The organism is Arthrobacter sp. UYCo732 (assembly GCF_040547265.1).
Taxonomy (GTDB): Bacteria; Actinomycetota; Actinomycetes; order Actinomycetales; family Micrococcaceae; genus Arthrobacter.
In genome coordinates, this window is record NZ_JBEPPJ010000004.1 from 70326 (window position 1) to 85267 (window position 14942).

General features: G+C 64.9%; 21 protein-coding genes. 14 read left to right on the plus strand and 7 right to left on the minus strand.

The genetic code is table 11. The features are described 5' to 3' along the window. Positions 1 to 2: 2 nt before the first annotated feature. Genes ABIB45_RS08325 through ABIB45_RS08340 form a run of 4 tightly spaced genes read right to left on the minus strand, consistent with a single transcriptional unit; the run spans position 3 to position 2791 of the window. On the minus strand, positions 3 to 731 hold the full coding sequence (locus tag ABIB45_RS08325; protein WP_354183293.1) for an ABC transporter ATP-binding protein: 729 nt from the start codon (positions 729 to 731) through the stop codon (positions 3 to 5). After that, positions 728 to 1834 carry an ABC transporter permease gene (locus tag ABIB45_RS08330; RefSeq protein ID WP_354155578.1) on the minus strand — a complete coding sequence of 369 codons (1107 nt, stop codon included), beginning with the start codon at positions 1832 to 1834 and terminating at the stop codon, positions 728 to 730. Before ABIB45_RS08330 ends, ABIB45_RS08325 begins: the two co-directional genes overlap by 4 nt. Next, the gene (locus ABIB45_RS08335; RefSeq protein ID WP_354155579.1) at positions 1816 to 2535 is read right to left on the minus strand and encodes a methyltransferase family protein; all 720 of its coding nucleotides are present in this window, start codon (positions 2533 to 2535) and stop codon (positions 1816 to 1818) included. The genes ABIB45_RS08330 and ABIB45_RS08335 overlap by 19 nt, the downstream gene beginning before the upstream one ends. Further along, on the minus strand, positions 2525 to 2791 hold the full coding sequence (locus ABIB45_RS08340; protein WP_354155580.1) for a DUF2933 domain-containing protein: 267 nt from the start codon (positions 2789 to 2791) through the stop codon (positions 2525 to 2527). Before ABIB45_RS08340 ends, ABIB45_RS08335 begins: the two co-directional genes overlap by 11 nt. Positions 2792 to 3012: 221 nt before the next feature. Here ABIB45_RS08340 and ABIB45_RS08345 point away from each other — a divergent pair, with 221 nt between their 5' ends. Then, entirely contained in the window at positions 3013 to 3357 is a 345-nt protein-coding gene (locus tag ABIB45_RS08345) for a heavy-metal-associated domain-containing protein (RefSeq protein WP_354155581.1), read from the plus strand. Positions 3358 to 3408: 51 nt separating this feature from the next. Here the strand turns inward: ABIB45_RS08345 and ABIB45_RS08350 are convergent, their stop codons facing one another. Together ABIB45_RS08350 and ABIB45_RS08355 are read right to left on the minus strand one after the other, a co-directional pair. Next, positions 3409 to 3843, minus strand: coding sequence for a hypothetical protein (locus tag ABIB45_RS08350; RefSeq protein ID WP_354155582.1), 435 nt, complete (start codon positions 3841 to 3843; stop codon positions 3409 to 3411). Between the two features lie 48 nt (positions 3844 to 3891). Then, the gene (locus ABIB45_RS08355; protein ID WP_354155583.1) at positions 3892 to 4344 is read right to left on the minus strand and encodes a universal stress protein; all 453 of its coding nucleotides are present in this window, start codon (positions 4342 to 4344) and stop codon (positions 3892 to 3894) included. A 228-nt stretch (positions 4345 to 4572) separates the two neighbouring features. Here ABIB45_RS08355 and ABIB45_RS08360 point away from each other — a divergent pair, with 228 nt between their 5' ends. The 4 genes from ABIB45_RS08360 to ABIB45_RS08375 all read left to right on the plus strand — a co-directional run bounded on the left by ABIB45_RS08360 (position 4573) and on the right by ABIB45_RS08375 (position 7495). Continuing rightward, the gene (locus tag ABIB45_RS08360; protein ID WP_354155584.1) at positions 4573 to 5049 is read left to right on the plus strand and encodes a hypothetical protein; all 477 of its coding nucleotides are present in this window, start codon (positions 4573 to 4575) and stop codon (positions 5047 to 5049) included. A gap of 136 nt (positions 5050 to 5185) precedes the next feature. After that, positions 5186 to 5818 (plus strand): DUF305 domain-containing protein, encoded by a 633-nt coding sequence (locus ABIB45_RS08365; protein ID WP_354155585.1) that lies wholly within the window; start codon positions 5186 to 5188, stop codon positions 5816 to 5818. 77 nt (positions 5819 to 5895) lie between these two features. Next, positions 5896 to 6405, plus strand: a complete 510-nt coding sequence (locus ABIB45_RS08370; protein ID WP_354155586.1) for a hypothetical protein — start codon at positions 5896 to 5898, stop codon at positions 6403 to 6405. Between the two features lie 406 nt (positions 6406 to 6811). Beyond that, positions 6812 to 7495, plus strand: a complete 684-nt coding sequence (locus ABIB45_RS08375) for a response regulator (RefSeq protein ID WP_354155587.1) — start codon at positions 6812 to 6814, stop codon at positions 7493 to 7495. Between the two features lie 3 nt (positions 7496 to 7498). On the opposite strand, the gene ABIB45_RS08380 is transcribed toward ABIB45_RS08375, so the two are convergent. Further along, positions 7499 to 9214, minus strand: coding sequence for a GAF domain-containing sensor histidine kinase (locus ABIB45_RS08380; protein ID WP_354215419.1), 1716 nt, complete (start codon positions 9212 to 9214; stop codon positions 7499 to 7501). A 203-nt stretch (positions 9215 to 9417) separates the two neighbouring features. Here ABIB45_RS08380 and ABIB45_RS08385 point away from each other — a divergent pair, with 203 nt between their 5' ends. The 9 genes from ABIB45_RS08385 (at position 9418) to ABIB45_RS08425 (ending at position 14939) form a co-directional block, all read left to right on the plus strand. After that, the gene (locus ABIB45_RS08385) at positions 9418 to 9885 is read left to right on the plus strand and encodes a pyridoxamine 5'-phosphate oxidase family protein (RefSeq protein WP_354155589.1); all 468 of its coding nucleotides are present in this window, start codon (positions 9418 to 9420) and stop codon (positions 9883 to 9885) included. A gap of 7 nt (positions 9886 to 9892) precedes the next feature. Continuing rightward, positions 9893 to 10897 carry a zinc-dependent alcohol dehydrogenase family protein gene (locus ABIB45_RS08390; protein ID WP_354215420.1) on the plus strand — a complete coding sequence of 335 codons (1005 nt, stop codon included), beginning with the start codon at positions 9893 to 9895 and terminating at the stop codon, positions 10895 to 10897. A 78-nt stretch (positions 10898 to 10975) separates the two neighbouring features. Next, positions 10976 to 11443, plus strand: a complete 468-nt coding sequence (locus tag ABIB45_RS08395) for a universal stress protein (RefSeq protein ID WP_354183296.1) — start codon at positions 10976 to 10978, stop codon at positions 11441 to 11443. After that, positions 11427 to 11942, plus strand: a complete 516-nt coding sequence (locus ABIB45_RS08400; protein ID WP_354155592.1) for a universal stress protein — start codon at positions 11427 to 11429, stop codon at positions 11940 to 11942. The genes ABIB45_RS08395 and ABIB45_RS08400 overlap by 17 nt, the downstream gene beginning before the upstream one ends. Beyond that, positions 11929 to 12789 carry a universal stress protein gene (locus tag ABIB45_RS08405; RefSeq protein ID WP_354155593.1) on the plus strand — a complete coding sequence of 287 codons (861 nt, stop codon included), beginning with the start codon at positions 11929 to 11931 and terminating at the stop codon, positions 12787 to 12789. Before ABIB45_RS08400 ends, ABIB45_RS08405 begins: the two co-directional genes overlap by 14 nt. A 110-nt stretch (positions 12790 to 12899) precedes the next feature. Continuing rightward, positions 12900 to 13955: a zinc-dependent alcohol dehydrogenase family protein gene (locus ABIB45_RS08410; protein WP_354155594.1), complete on the plus strand. Its 1056-nt coding sequence runs from the start codon at positions 12900 to 12902 to the stop codon at positions 13953 to 13955. Then, positions 13952 to 14251: a flavodoxin family protein gene (locus ABIB45_RS08415; RefSeq protein ID WP_354155595.1), complete on the plus strand. Its 300-nt coding sequence runs from the start codon at positions 13952 to 13954 to the stop codon at positions 14249 to 14251. The genes ABIB45_RS08410 and ABIB45_RS08415 overlap by 4 nt, the downstream gene beginning before the upstream one ends. Then, a complete protein-coding gene (locus ABIB45_RS08420) occupies positions 14248 to 14409 on the plus strand; it encodes a hypothetical protein (RefSeq protein WP_354155596.1) in 162 nt (53 codons plus the stop codon). Before ABIB45_RS08415 ends, ABIB45_RS08420 begins: the two co-directional genes overlap by 4 nt. Continuing rightward, complete coding sequence (locus ABIB45_RS08425) at positions 14406 to 14939, plus strand: flavodoxin family protein (RefSeq protein WP_354155597.1); 534 nt, start codon at positions 14406 to 14408, stop codon at positions 14937 to 14939. The genes ABIB45_RS08420 and ABIB45_RS08425 overlap by 4 nt, the downstream gene beginning before the upstream one ends. The last annotated feature ends 3 nt before the right edge of the window (positions 14940 to 14942 follow it).

The following is a 14942-nucleotide window of genomic DNA, read 5'->3' on the forward strand; positions in this document are numbered from 1 at the left end:
CTTCATGACGGCACCGCTCCGGGATGCATGCCGCAGTTCAGGTTGTGTCCCCCGGCTTCTTCGGCTGTGAGTCGTCCGTCTTCGATGGTGATGACCCGTTTGGCTGCCGTTCGGAGCCGCTGGTCATGGCTGACGATGATGACGGCCCGGCTTTCCCGGCAGGCCGTTTCACACAGGAGCAGGGTCACGTCCTGGCCGGTCTTCGCGTCCAGGTTGGCCGTGGGCTCGTCGGCGAGGATCAGTCGGGGGTCGTTGGCCAGGGACCGGGCGATGGCCACACGTTGCTTCTCCCCGCCGGAGAGGTCCCGGGGCAGGTTCCGCAGCCGGTGCCCGAGCCCGAGTTGTTCCAGCGCCGTCCGGGCTTTGGCCCGGGCGTGTTTCCGAGGCACTCCGGCCGTGAGCAGGGGCATCATGACATTTTCCTCCGCCGTCAGTGCAGAGAGCAGGTTGAAGGTCTGGAAGACGAAACCGAATTCGTGCAACCGAAGCCGCGACAACTGCGCCGGTCCGAGAGTGGAGGTGTCCTGCCCGGAGATGAGGATCCGGCCCTCCGTGGGGGACATGAGGGTCCCGATCATGGACAACAGGGTTGTTTTTCCTGACCCGGAGGGCCCCATCACGAGCACAATATCCCCGGCCTCAACGCTGAGGGATACGTGGTCCACGGCGGTCACCGCGGTGTGCCCTGCCCCGAAGGTCTTGGACACGTCTTCGACCGAGACGACGTTCATGCCCGGAACACTTCCGCCGGGTCGATGCGGGCCAGTCGGCGGACCGGCAGCAGCGAGGACACCACGGCCATGGCCACGGTGACAGCGAAAATCCAGGCCGCATCGAGCCAGCGGATTTCCGTGATGAACTCGGGGACATAGGTTCCCGCTGCGGCGCTAACGGCAAGGGCCAGGACCGCCCCGGCGAGGTACCCGAGCACGGCTGCGGTGACGGCCTGCTCCACCACCACGGTGTAGAGCTGGCGGTTGCTCACCCCGATGGCCTTCAGTACCCCGTATTCGCGGGCTTTTTCGATGGTCGAGGTGAAGATGGTCAGGCCGATGACGGTCATGCCCACGGCGATGCCGATCAGCAACAGAACCAGGATGATGGGCAGGAACGTGTCCCGGACGATGTTCGTATTGTTTTCCACGAACCTGTCCTTGGTGATGGCATCCACCGCAGGGTCGGCTTCGATCCGCGCCGCAACCCCGGCCGCGTCGGTGCCGTCTTTGACGGTAACGAGGAAGAAGTTGGTGGCTCCGGGAAGCTGGAGGATGCTTTCGGCGTCTTCCTTGGTCGCGAACGCGAAGGAGAAGCTGAGGATGTATCCGCCCTCGGAATAGCCGGCAACTTTCAGCGTCCTGCCGGCGACAGGAATGGTGTCCCCGATGCGGATGTTCTCGCTTCGCCCGACCACCCGGTCGATGATGATCTCCCCCTTATCCGGCACGGCTTTGCCCTCGACCACGCGTGCGGGGGCTCCGACGTTGTTCTCCGTGTCGTCGGCGATGACGTAGAGGTTGATGTCCCTGCCGTTGTGCGCGAACGCGACCCGGCGGCCGCTGAACGGTTTGGCGCTGCCGACCCCTTCAACGCCGGTGAGGAAATCACGGACGGTCAGGGGCAGCACGGACGGGGTGTGGAACATGTCCGTCGCACCGGTCTGGGTAATCCAGTAGTCGGCCGGCACGGTCCGGATGTATTCGCCGATCTTGTTGCTCCAGCCCTGGTACAGCCCCTGGATGCTCATGATCAACAGCACGCTGAACGCCACCCCGCCGACACTGATCAGCAGCCGGGTCTTTTCCTGGACAAGGTTCTTTACCGCCAGAAACAGCATGCCGTCATCTCCCCGGCCATGTCCGGCCGTCCGGGCCTCATGGGCACTCCTACAGTTTCTGTCCGGTGCCGGCGGGGGCGGCGTCCGACCCGGGGGACGAATCCGGGGACCTGCCGTCGGCAGGCGGCATAGTCTTCGCCGAACTCGGCGTCCATCAGGCGCTCCTCCTTCCGGGCCAGGCGCAAATACACGATGACGAGGACCGGGAACATCAGCAGGGTAGGCCACTGCAGCAGGAAGCCGGCCCTGATGATCACGAAACCAGCATACTGCGGACGGCGCACCGTGCCGTAGGGTCCCGTGGTCGCGAGACGGTGGTCCCGTTGGGCCGCGAAGAGGACCTGCCAGGACCGGTAGAGCAGGATGAACCCCGCGGCGATCAGCACGTTGCTGAGCAGATGCAGCGGACTCAGGTGCGGGTCCCCTTGCCATCCCGTCAGGTCCTGCCACAAATGACCAGAATTGTGGTTCAGGAGATCCAGGCCCGGTATCCGGTTCCCCAGCCATCCCGAGAGCACGTAGATCGTCAGCGGAAAGCCGTACATCTCCGTGAACAGCGCCACGATGAACGCGGAAAATCCGCCCAGCGCCCTCCATCCCAGTTTCGTCCTGGGCCGGATGAAACTGAAGGCAAAGATGATGAACACAGCCGAATTGATAATCACCAGCCACCACAGGTCGTATCCGTAATCAGTAGACATGTCCGGATCCTTCCCCGCCCCCGGGCCGGCCGGCACCATGGTGGCCGCCGTGGCCGCTATTGCCGCCGTGCATGAACAGGTACATTCCCATCATGAGCACCACGCCCAGGTACGGCAGGGCGTCCAGGACGTGCAGCCAATGGTTTGAGATCAGATACACGGCGGCCGCGGCAATGAGCACGGTAAGCAGGGCCTGCGTCCAGGGCCGGGACGGCCGCCCGGTCGGGACCTGCCACGGGTCAGGAAGACTGCTCATACCCTGAGTGTTGCCCGGGTGCGACTGACCGGGTAGAGCCTAACGGCCCGCATTACCGATCGGTATGTCTGCCGCCCGGACCTGTGATGGCACTTGCGTAAAATACCCCTAGGGGGTATTCTTTGGGTGTTGCCAGTGACGTGGTTTGTCCAGGCCCCGGCCGTTACAGCCGTTCAACCGCAACAGCCCTTTCCTATCCCTCGCTTCGAAGGAAAACTGACATGTGCGGAACAACCGAAACACGAACCCAGCTCCCCCTTGCCTCCACTGCGCAGCACGGCTGCAGCTGCTGCTCCCCCACCGCCGAAACGCAGGTTGGGGCTCCGACCGCTGGAACGTCGGAGGTTCAGGCTTCCGGTGCGCAGTACGCCCTGGAAGGGCTGACCTGCGGACACTGCGTCCAGACCGTTGAACAGGCCGTGTCCAGAGTGTCCGGGGTTGAATCGGCACAGGTGGACCTGGTCCCGGGCGGCACGTCCCGGCTGAGCATCACCGGAACCGCGGACCGGGAGGCGCTGGCTGAGGCCGTAAGCTCCTCCGGCTATGTCCTGGCCGGCGCGAAATAGCCTTCACCCACACGATCCGCTGGCCCGGGTGAGCACCGGGTTGCCGGGTGGTCAGTGGCCTCCGGTGTGATCGGCGGTGTGGTCCACTGTGGGCACCGGGGCGGGGTTCACGTCCCCTCCGGTGCCGCTGATTGCCGGGCCGATGACAAACGCTGACAGGGAGAACATGGCGGCGAAGACCAGCAGTCCCAGCGCCGGTGCTACCCAGCTGCCGAACCGCCGGTAGAGGCGGACGAGCATGGGAATGGACGCAAGGAGCCCCAGCGCCCCGAACAGCGCGGTGCCGCCGGATCCTGCCACCAGCGCGGTCCCTGCGAGCAGCCCGATGTGGTGCAGGACGTGCGGAAGGAGCCCCATGACCAGGCCCACCACGCCGACGACCGTATGCCACAGGCCCTGGAGCCTGCCCCGGAAGGTCCGTCCTGGAACCGTCCCTCCGTGGGGGTCGGCCGGCGGATGCACGTGGGAGGTTTGGTCACCAGTCACGGTCACTGCTTTCGTCGTAGCGGTTGCCCCTGGGGGTCATCGGATGCCTCATTCCTCGCCGCCGGTCCGGGACCGGGTCCGGACCACGAGCACCGGGCAGGGCGAGTGATGAAGGACCTGTGTGGACACGGAGCCGAGTAGCAATCCGGTGAATCCGCCAAGACCGCGGGAACCTACGATCAGCAGGTCGGCATTCTCGGCCGCCCGCAGGAGCACGTCGGCCGCATTGCCCTGAACAACATCACCGGTCACTGTCACGCCCTCGCTGTCCACGCGCTGCAGAGCCTCGTTCTGGAGACGGCGCGCGGTCTGCGGGAAGACGTCCGGATCCCGGACAAGGCCTTCCATACCGACCGTGACGGGCGGGAACTCCCACGCGGTCACGACGCGGACCTGGCCATGACGCAGCCGCGCCTCCGTGACTGCCCATTCCAGTGCGAGGCGCGACGGGGCCGAGCCGTCCACCCCGGCCAGGATCCTGAAAACACCATCGCCGCCCATGAATGCCGCCCTCCGTCAGGTTCTTCACGTGGTGCCCTTAGTGTGGTCCCCACCTGAATTTCAGCGCAAGGGCCGAAGATCCGGCCCGATCACCCACACCGGCCGGGGGCTGAAGCAGAATCCGGTGCAGGATCGTTGTAGGGGTAAGTGCGCGGCCACAGTGCCGGTAGCCTTGAACGAACGAAACCAGCCGTGAACGGAAAGCCCCAAACGGGAAGGAGGATTGCCATGACCGCACCGGTACACGTCCCCGCGATCGTGTTCCTTCGCCGTGCGGGCCTGTACGCGGCTGTCCTGGCCCTTGTTGCCGGGATTTTCGGTATGCATGTCATGACCACCACCAATGCCGTGCGCTCTCCGGCCACGGCGGGGGCCGCTGTCAGCGCCCATCACGAATCATCCGCTTCCGGCCACACCGGAGACCATGCTCCCGGACCGTCCTCTGCCCCGGACATGACCGGGGCGCAGGGTGAGGCAGGTACCCGGACCGTGCAGTGCACGGACTCGGGCACCTGCACCAGCATGCAGGCCATGACTGCGTCCTGCACCCCGTCGGCGAAGGCCGGCTCCCTGACAGCACCGCTGCCAGGGACCGGAATCATCGCCCGGAGCACTAACACCGGATCCCTCGCTACGATCAGCGCGCGGTGGTCCTATTTTCCCGGCAGTCCTTCACCGGGCGAGCTCTGCATCAGCAGAACGTAAACAGGGCCCCGCGCTGTGACCTGACCGGCGCCCGTCCCTGCCCGACGCCCCTCTGCGGACCCGTCTGGCGCATCACTGATGCACACACTCCCGTGGCGCCCACGCGCCCCCGATGTCTTGAAGGACTCGAAAACCAATGATGAACAAGAAATTTCTGACCCTTTCCGCCACCGCCCTCGCCGCGGCACTCGCCCTCGCCGGATGCTCCACCGGCCCCTCCGGATCCTCCGCCACGTCCAGCTCTGCTTCCACCGGCAGCTCCATGCCGGGCACGGGCTCGGGGATGATGCCCAGCAGCGCACCGGCTGCCGCGGCCGAACACAACGCGGCCGACACCATGTTCGCCCAGGGAATGATTCCGCACCACGAACAGGCCGTCGAAATGAGCGAGATGATGCTTCAGAAGAAGGACATCCCCGCGTCGGTCACTGACCTGGCTACCAGGATCAAGGCGGCGCAGGCACCGGAGATCGAAACGATGACCGGCTGGCTCAAGAGCTGGAACGAATCCGCGACCATGGGTGCCGGCCACACCATGGACGGCATGATGGGCGATGACGACCTGAAGGGGCTCGAAGCGGCGCAGGGCACCGAAGCGGCCAAGCTCTTCCTGAAGCAGATGATTACCCACCACGAAGGCGCCGTGATGATGGCCAAGACCGAAACTTCCCAGGGCAGGAACGTCGACGCGATCAAACTCAGCAAAAACATCGTGACCGCGCAGGAAGCTGAAATCAAGGAAATGCAGGACCTTCTGGCCACCCTCTGACCGGTGTCCGCCGGCGGCGGCCCCTGACGGGCCGGCGCCATCCCTGCCCTGCCCCACCTGAATCCCTGGAGCCCTCCGTGCCCAATCCCTCCCGTCCCCGGGTCCGCGCCACAGCTGTCCTGGCAGCCGGCGCCGGCCTCCTTCTTGCCCTGTCAGCCTGCAGCCCGACCTCCGTCACTGCAGGACCCGCCCCGGCAAGCAGCGCCGGCAGCCCCCTGCCCGACGCCCACGTTCACGGGCTGAGCGTCAGCAGCAAGACCGGCCAGGTGCTCCTGGCCACCCACGACGGCCTGTTCGACATCACGAAACAGCCCGCCGCCAAAATCGGCACCACCAACGACCTGATGGGTTTCACCGGCGGCACCGACCACGGCGTCCTCTACGCTTCCGGACACCCCGGGGAAAGGCTCCGAGCTTCCCAACCCGCTCGGGCTGATCAGATCCACCGACGCCGGCAAGACCTGGGAACAGCTCTCCCCGACAGGGCGAATCCGACTTCGACTCGCTCACCGCCACCAAATCTGGACTCGTCGGCTTCGAGGGCACACTGCGCACCAGCCCTGACGGGAAAACCTGGGACACGGTGAACTCCGGACCAGTGGTCCAGTTCGCCGCCTTCGCCAGCCCCGCCGAGGCCATCTGAGTCGAACCCGACGGGACAGTCCACTACTCCGCCGACGCCGGCGCGACCTGGACCCGAAAGGGCCAAATCCAACGCACTGTTCAGGCTGTGGCGGCAGTGAAGGGCCCGGAGGCAGGCCCCTCGATCTGGGCCGCCACGACCGCCGGGCTTGTCGTCTCCACCGACGGCGGAGCCACATTCGGTGTTCCCCCGGGTTCCGGGCACGGGCGTAGGGCCATAGGTCATACCCTCGCGGCCTCCACTCGGGTCAATGGACCCTTGTGGCATCCCGGCTGGTCCTAAAGAATGAGTCAGGCGCGGGCACAGCACGTCGTCGTCCGCCAGCAACGGCGGCGCAGAAAGGGACAAAGATGAACACCACAACAGCATCCGGGCAAGGGGTTGCCTCACCCAACGCCGGCATCCGGGTGTTCATCCTTGACGATCATGAACTGGTCCGGCGAGGCCTCCAGGACCTGCTGGAGAGCGAAGGGTTCGTCGTCGTCGGCATGTCCGGTTCCGCCGCGGAAGCGGCACGCCGGATTCCAGCGCTGCATCCGGACGTGGCAATCCTTGACGCGCGGTTGCCGGACGGGACAGGTATTGAAGTCTGCCGCGACGTGCATTCGGTTGACGAAACGATCAATTGCCTGATCCTCACGAGCTACGACGACGAACAAGCGCTCCGCGGTGCGGTCCTGGCCGGGGCCTCAGGGTACGTTCTCAAAGAAATAGGCGGTTCGGACCTGATCGGCGCCCTCCGCCGTGCTGCCAGGGGGGAATCCCTGTTTGACGCCAACCTGAAAGCCCGGATCGTTCAAGGACTGGCAGAACCTAGGCGCGTGGACCCCAGGGTCGCGTCGCTGACCCGGCAGGAGCGCAGGGTTTTGGAACTTGTCGGGGAAGGCCTGACGAACCGTCAGATCGGCGAACGGATGCTTCTTGCGGAAAAGACTGTGAAAAACTATGTCTCGTCCCTCCTTGCGAAGTTGGGTTTCGAGCGGCGGACCCAGGCGGCCGTCCACATGGCGCAGCATTCTTCCCTTGACCAGTAGCCGTCAGAATACTGGAGCCCTCCAGCTCAGCGCCGTTCCCGTCTTCGGGGAGCTGGATACCTCGAAAGTGCCGCCGAGCGTCCGTGCCCTGTGTTCCATGTTCGACAGTCCATTGCCGGGCGGTGGCACTGTGAATCCCGCGCCATCATCCTGGATCAGGACGCAGACACATCCGTCCTCCAGGGAAACTGACACGCCGATGGAGTCCGCCCCTGAGTGGCGGACGGCGTTACTCAGCCCCTCGGTGATTACAGCCAGGATGTTGAGGGCGGTTTCTTCATCCCGGATCGCGTCGATTGGCCCTGTCAGAGTCAGGAGGGGGACGAACGGCAGGGACCGCCCGCCGGTGCGGACTGCCTGAAGGACACGGCTGCTGAGTAGCACCCTGTTCATGCCGGAGTCACTCAGTGAATAGATGGTGTTGCGAAGCTCCCGGATGGTCTCGTCAAGTTCGGCGGTCACAGTCTGGAGCGTCCTGGCGGCCGAGTCACCGGTGATGACATGCCGGAGGCTTTGGATGCTAAGCCCCGCAGCGAACAGGCGCTGGATGACGATGTCATGCAGGTCGCGGGCGATCCGGTCCCGGTCAGTGAAGACAGCAAGTTGCTCCCGCATCCGGTGCGCACGCGCCAGTTCGAGGGCAAGCGCCACGTGCGAGCCGAACACCGTGCCCATTTCCATGTCAGTCTTGCTGAATGTCCCGGCGACCCGTTCCCGCATCAGGACCAGCAGCCCATGGTGGGTGCCGAGGGCGCTGAGGTCGATGACCAGCAGCCGGCCCCCGGCCAGTCCCTCGCCGCTGCCGAGGGCGGACGAAGCGTCTTCGATCAAGGCGGCCCTTCCAGTGGCGACAACGGTGTTGATCTCCGCTGAGTCGAAGGACACCAGGCTCCCAACCCATTCTGAGGCGGTGTTTCCTGCAGCGCCCGCGATGCGGAACAAGTTGGATGGGTCCTCCTGGACGAGGATAAGGGCCAGGGCGGAACTGGACTCCCTGAGCGCCCTGGCGGCGATCATGTCCAATCCACCCTCCTGGCCCTCCGGCGCTTCCTCGTCCCCCATCATCTTGCCGGTCACATCCATGCAGGCCTGAAGCCATGCGGTCCTGTGCCGGGAGTCTTCATAGAGCCTCGCGTTTTCGATCGCGACGCCGGCGGCTGCCGCAAGTGCCTCGGCCAGGTCCTCGTCTTCGTCGGTGAAGTCCCCGCCACCCTTTTTTTGGGTCAGGTAGAGGTTTCCGAACACTACGTCCCTCACCCGGATCGGCAAGCCGAGGAACGATTTCATGGGCGGATGATTCTTGGGAAACCCGTACGCATCGGGGTGCTGGCTAAGATCATGCAGCCGCAGCGGATTTGGATCGCTGATCAGCAGGCCGAGAACGCCTTGGCCCGTGGGCAGGGGGCCAATCTTATGGGCAAGTTCGTCGTCGATCCCCACAGTAATGAAATGGCTCAGGGCGCGGTCGCTTCCAATGACTCCCAACGCCCCGTACTCGGCCTGGAGGAGATCGCAGGCCGAACTCACCACCCTGTGCAGTACCACCTCCAGGCTCAAGTCCTCGGCCAGGGCAACGACGGCGTTCAGGAGCCCCTGCATCCGCTGTTGGGTGTCGACCAGTTCCTCGGCACGGTCAACGAAGTCGGTAAGAAGTTCGTCCTCCCGGGAGCCGGCGACAAGTTGCCGGTCGGCCCCGGTATGCCTGGTGGCTTCGCTCACGGACAACGCCTTCCGGGGAATTCGCCCGCACTTGCAGGACTGCCGGCTGCTGCAGTTGCAGTTGCAGTTGCAGTTGCAGTTGCAGTTGCAGTTGCAGTTGCACACAGACTACGCTTCGCGGCGCGTTTCATCCACGCTCACAGCCCTGATTAGGGGTCTTTGTGCCCTACGTCGGGGCGGAACCGCTCCGTATGATCTTGGCCATGACCACAGATGCATCAATACCGGAGACTGCCGTGCTGCCAACTGAGGAGTGCTGGCAGTTGCTGCGAGGCGATTCGGTGGGCCGCCTTGCCGTGTGGGTGAACGACCACCCCGAGATCTTTCCCATCAACTACAAGGTCGACCATAAATCACTGGTCTTCCGGACGGGTGCCGGCACCAAACTTGCGTCCGCACTAGGCAAGCAGGTGGCGCTTGAAGCCGACGGCGCTGACACGGACGGAGGCGTGGCGTGGAGTGTTGTGGTGAAGGGGTCGGCCACAGCTCTGACCCGGACGCCTGAAGTCCTGGACTCCGTAGGGCAGGTGCTGTTTCCTTGGGAGACTGGCCGCAAGGACCATTTCCTCCGGATTGTCCCGGAGAGCGTCAGTGGAAGGCGATTCAGGATTGCGGCGCCGCTGACCTGGGGCGGTCCCCTGGATGAGGCCACCCGCGCCGGACTGGAGTAATCCGTTCATGCGGGCATGGTGGGTTGAGGGTCCCGGCCCCATTGCGTCGGGCCCCTTACACATGGGCGACCGCCCTGACCCGTCGCCGGGGCCGTGCGAAGTCCTCCTCTCGGTGCTTGCTTGTGGCGTGTGCCGTACAGATCTCCATCTTGCTGAAGGAGACCTGCGGCCCCACGGGTCCCGGCGGATCCCCGGACATGAAGTGGTTGGCGAGGTGGTGGGGCTGGGAGCTGGCAGCTCCAGTTTCCGCCTTGGCGACCGTGTTGGCGCCGCGTGGCTGGCGCGCACCTGCGGCTCCTGCCGGTTCTGCCAGCGAGGGTCCGAGAACCTCTGCCTCGCCCCGACCTTTACCGGCTGGGACACCGACGGCGGCTACGCGGAGCTGATGACCGTCCACGAGGATTACGCGTACCGGATACCCGAGGCCTTTACCGATGAGCAGGCGGCGCCCCTGCTGTGCGCGGGGATCATCGGCTACCGGGCGCTTCGTTCCTCAGGTCTCCCGCCGGGCGGCAGGCTGGGCATCTACGGCTTTGGTGGATCGGCCCACCTGACGGCCCAAATGGCAATCTTTGAAGGTGCGGGCGTCTTCGTCATGACACGGTCGGCGGCGGCCCGGAAACTGGCCCTGGAGCTGGGGGCACAGTTCGCCGGGGCAGCTGACGACGCTCCGCCTGAGCTGTTGGACGCAGCCATCCTCTTCGCCCCCGCGGGCGGACTCGTGCCGATCGCGCTCCGGGCCCTGGACCGCGGAGGTACACTCGCCGTCGCCGGAATCCACCTGAGCGAAATCCCGGTCCTGGACTATCAGAAGGCCCTTTTCCAGGAGCGCCACCTGCGCAGTGTTACGGCCAACACCAGGGCCGACGGCCGAGAATTCCTGGCGCTGGCCGAAAAGATACCACTCCGCCCCACAACAGTCCCGTACCCGTGGACAATGGCAGACCAGGCATTGCTGGACCTTTCCCGAGACCGGTTCACAGGGGCCGTGGTGTTGCTTCGGTCAGCCTGACGCACCCACGGAAACCGTGTGCCCTTTGGTGACCTTCGGCCCTAGGCGCACCGCAGGCTTCTGGAGGAAGGTACTGCCATGAGTGATAACGAACGCATCCTAGTCGGAATCGACGGTTCCGAGTACTCCCCCGCGGCGCTGCGCCTCGCCGGGCGGCTGGCGACCGCACTGGACGCACCGTTGCACGTCATCACCTGTCTGGGCTTCTCTGACTTCTACCTTCCGGCGCACCTACCGCCCGGCGACGTCGACACCACGGCCGAGCTTGAGGCAATCGCCAAACGCCTGATGGAACAGGCCATCGACAGGGCCTACGGCCAGGAACGCCCGCAACACCTCTCCACCGCCGTCAAGGTGGGATCGCCTGCAAAGGTCCTCGTCGACGAAAGCCGGAACGCGCAAATGCTCGTTGTCGGACGGCGCGGCCACGGCGGCCTGCTTGGCCAGCTGATGGGCTCCGTGAGCGCGGCATGCGCGGCCCACGCGCATTGCCCCGTGCTGGTGGTAAGCCAGGATGCCGAGGAACGCCATGCAACAGAACGCTGAACTGCCCGCAATAGCGGTGGGCGTGGACGGAAGCGCTCCGTCCATCCTTGCACTGCACTGGGCCGGCGCGTTGGCGCCGCTGCTCAAAGCCCGGATCCGGGCCGTGACCTGCTGGCAGTTCCAGATCTCATTCGGCACGTTCACCCCGGTTGTCTGGAACCCCGATGAGGACGCCCGGAAAATCTGTGCCGAGGCAGTGGACAAGGCTTTCGACGGCGCTCCTCCCGCGGGACTCGAAATGGTGGTGTCCCAGGGTCCGGCGGCCAAGGTACTGGTCGAAGAAAGCACGACTGCACAGATGGTCGTAGTGGGCAGCCGCGGCTACGGCGGATTTGAAGGGCTCCTGCTGGGCGCGGTGAGCGCAACAGTGGCTGAACATGCAAAATGCCCTGTCCTCATCGCGCATGGCACAGACCTGCCGGCAGGGCTTTCGGATGCTCCCGGTCCAGCTTCCGCAGAGGAGGGCGGCGAGGCCGGGGCCAGCCATGCCCTCCCCTGACCGTGTGGTCGTTGGCTACGACGGTTCGGCTGAGGCAGCCCTCGCCGTGCGTTGGGCCGCCCGTAACGCATTGCTTCTGGACTGTGAACTTCACGTGGTTCATTGCTCATTGTGGCCGCTGCTGACCCACAACCTCGGACCTGTCGAAGGCGTAGCCGGCAGCGGCCTGCAGCATCAGGCGCAGGCCATCCTTGAGGAAGGGAAATCCGAAGCCGTGGCTGCGGCCTCCGGCCTCAGGATCCGGACCAGCCTCCTGTACGGGCTGCCAGCAGCCCATCTCCTGCGGCTCTCCGCGGGCGCGCGGCTCCTTGTCCTCGGCAGTCGCGGCATCGGGGGCTTTATGGGACTCCTCGTGGGTTCGGTCAGTCTGGAGCTGGCGGCAACCGCCAGGTGCCCGGTTACTGTGGTACGGCGCGACAGGAACCCGGAGGGACCGGTGGTGGTCGGAATCGACGCCTCCGGATCCGCATTGGCCCTGCATGATGCTTGCAGCCTGGCCAACGCCCTGGGTCTGAAATTGATCATCCTCCACGTCCTTCGGACCCACTTCGGCGGGGCGGCCGACGCGCCAACGTCAAGTGCTGGCCGGCGCGCCGGCCAGCAACTTCTGGAAAGTGCGGCCGACAGCGCCCGCGGCCTTGCCACCGGCAGGGACATCAGAGTGGTGCTTGCTGATGACACGTCCGTCCCGCGTGCCCTGCTCAATGCCGCCCGCGGCGCCGCCCTGATCGTCGTCGGAAGCAAGGGACAGGGACTTGTGAGAGGAGCCCTGGGATCAAAAGCGCACGCCGTCCTGCACCATGCCTCCTGCCCTGTCGTTGTCTCCCGGCGCCCTCCCGAGCCCTAGCGAAGGGACTTTCGTCCCTTACCGCCGTGGCAACCGGACTTCATTGTTGAAGGGGAGCCCTATTCCGGGCGCACCGTGGAAACCATCATCAACAACAGCGAGGAACGGTTATGAAAGCCATTGTTTACGGCGGGCCCGGAAAGAAGTCGTGGACTGACGTTCCTGATCCGGTGATCCGGAACCCCAGCGACGCCATCGTGAGAGTGGACACCACCACCATCTGCGGGACCGACCTGCACATCCTCAAGGGCGATGTGCCTGCCGTGACGGAAGGCAGGATCCTGGGCCACGAAGGGGTGGGGACCATCACTGAGGTGGGGTCGTCCGTGACCAGCCTGAAGACGGGCGACCGCGTGATCATTTCCTGTATCAAGTCCTGCGGCCACTGCGCCAACTGCAAGGGCGGGCTTTATTCGCACTGCATGGGTGACGAGGGTGCCCCCGGGATCGGCTGGGTCTTCGGCCATCTGATCGACGGGACGCAGGCCGAATACGTCCGGGTCCCCTACGCCGAGAACTCACTGCACCTGCTGCCGGCAGGGGTAAGCGACGAACAGGCCGTCATGCTGTCGGACATCCTCCCCACGGGCTTCGAAATCGGCGTGCAGTACGGCCGGGTAAAGCCCGGCGATACGGTGGCGGTGGTCGGGGCCGGTCCGGTGGGGCTGGCCGCAATCGCCACTGCGGGGCTCTACGGAGCGGCCACCATCATCGCCGTGGACCTTGACGCGAACCGTCTGGAGAAGTCCCGCGGTTTTGGCGCAACCGACGTCGTCCTGTCCGGGGACGCCGACTGGAAGGAACAGGTACTGGGCCTCACCGACGGCCAGGGCGTGGACGTGGCCATCGAAGCAGTGGGCATTCCCGCGACCTTCAGCATGTGCACGGAGATCGTCCGGCCGGGCGGGAACGTGGCCAACGTTGGCGTCCACGGGAAGTCCGTGGAACTGCATGTGGAGGACCTCTGGATCCGGAACATCAACATCAGCATGGGACTCGTGAACGCCAACACCACTCCGATGCTGCTCAAACTGGTCGCCCAGCGAAAGCTGCCGGCGGAAAAGTTTGCCACGCACCATTTCCGCTTTGACCAGTTCATGGATGCCTACGACACCTTTGCCCGTGCAGCAGAGACGAACGCCCTGAAAGTGGTCATCACGGCATGAAAGCGCACATTGTCTGCGACTCCGCCTACGGGAACACAAAGGCTATTGCCGAGGCCATCACAGCAGGCCCCAAGCCTCTTCACGCTGCGGCGGTTTCCGTGGCGGACTTCGACCCCCAGGACCTCGCCGCGGACGACCTCCTCATCGTCGGCTCCCCCATCAACGGCTGGCGCCCCACACTCAAAATCACGGAGCTGCTGACCCGCCTGGGAACGGCCGGCTCACCGGTGTCAAGGCAGCAGCGTTCGACACCCGCGTCCGGTTCTTCATCCATGGCGACGCCGCAAAGAAGATGACCAAATTGCTCAAGGAAGGTGGCGCCCACATCATTTCCAACCGTGCTCCGTTCTACGTCCGGGGTACCCAAGGGCCGCTGCGCAACGGAGAGCTGGAAAAAGCGGCGCGCTGGGCGGACAGCCTGGCCACAGCACTCGAGCAGAAGGGAACACCATGAAAGCAGCCATTGTTTACGAATCCCTCTACGGCAATACGCACGCAATCGCCAGTGCGATAGCCCAAGGGCTAGAAGGTCTGGCCGAACTCCAGGTGATGTCCGTCGAAGAGGCTGGCACCACCCAGCCCGCCGCCACCGATCTCGTGGTTGTGGGAGGCCCGACCCATATCCACGGCCTGAGCAGGAAGCCGATGTGGGAACTGGCAGTCAAAGACGCCCTCGAACACCCGGAGAAGGGATTGGTCCCGGACGCCGCGGCCGGAGGACCGGGCTTGCGCACATGGTTCAAATCCTTGGACAGGACCACCGGGAAAGCGGCTGCCTTCGATACCCGGCTGGAGGGCAATGAGCTACTCACCGGTCACGCTTCCAAAGGCATCGCGAAACGGCTCAAGCAGCATGGCTTTGAGCTCATAGCCGATCCTGCAAGCTTCCTCGTCGATGACACCAACCAGCTCTTGCCGGGTGAACTCGACCGGGCACGCGAATGGGGAAAGACGCTCGGCACAGCCCTCTCTCCTATACCTTGAGGG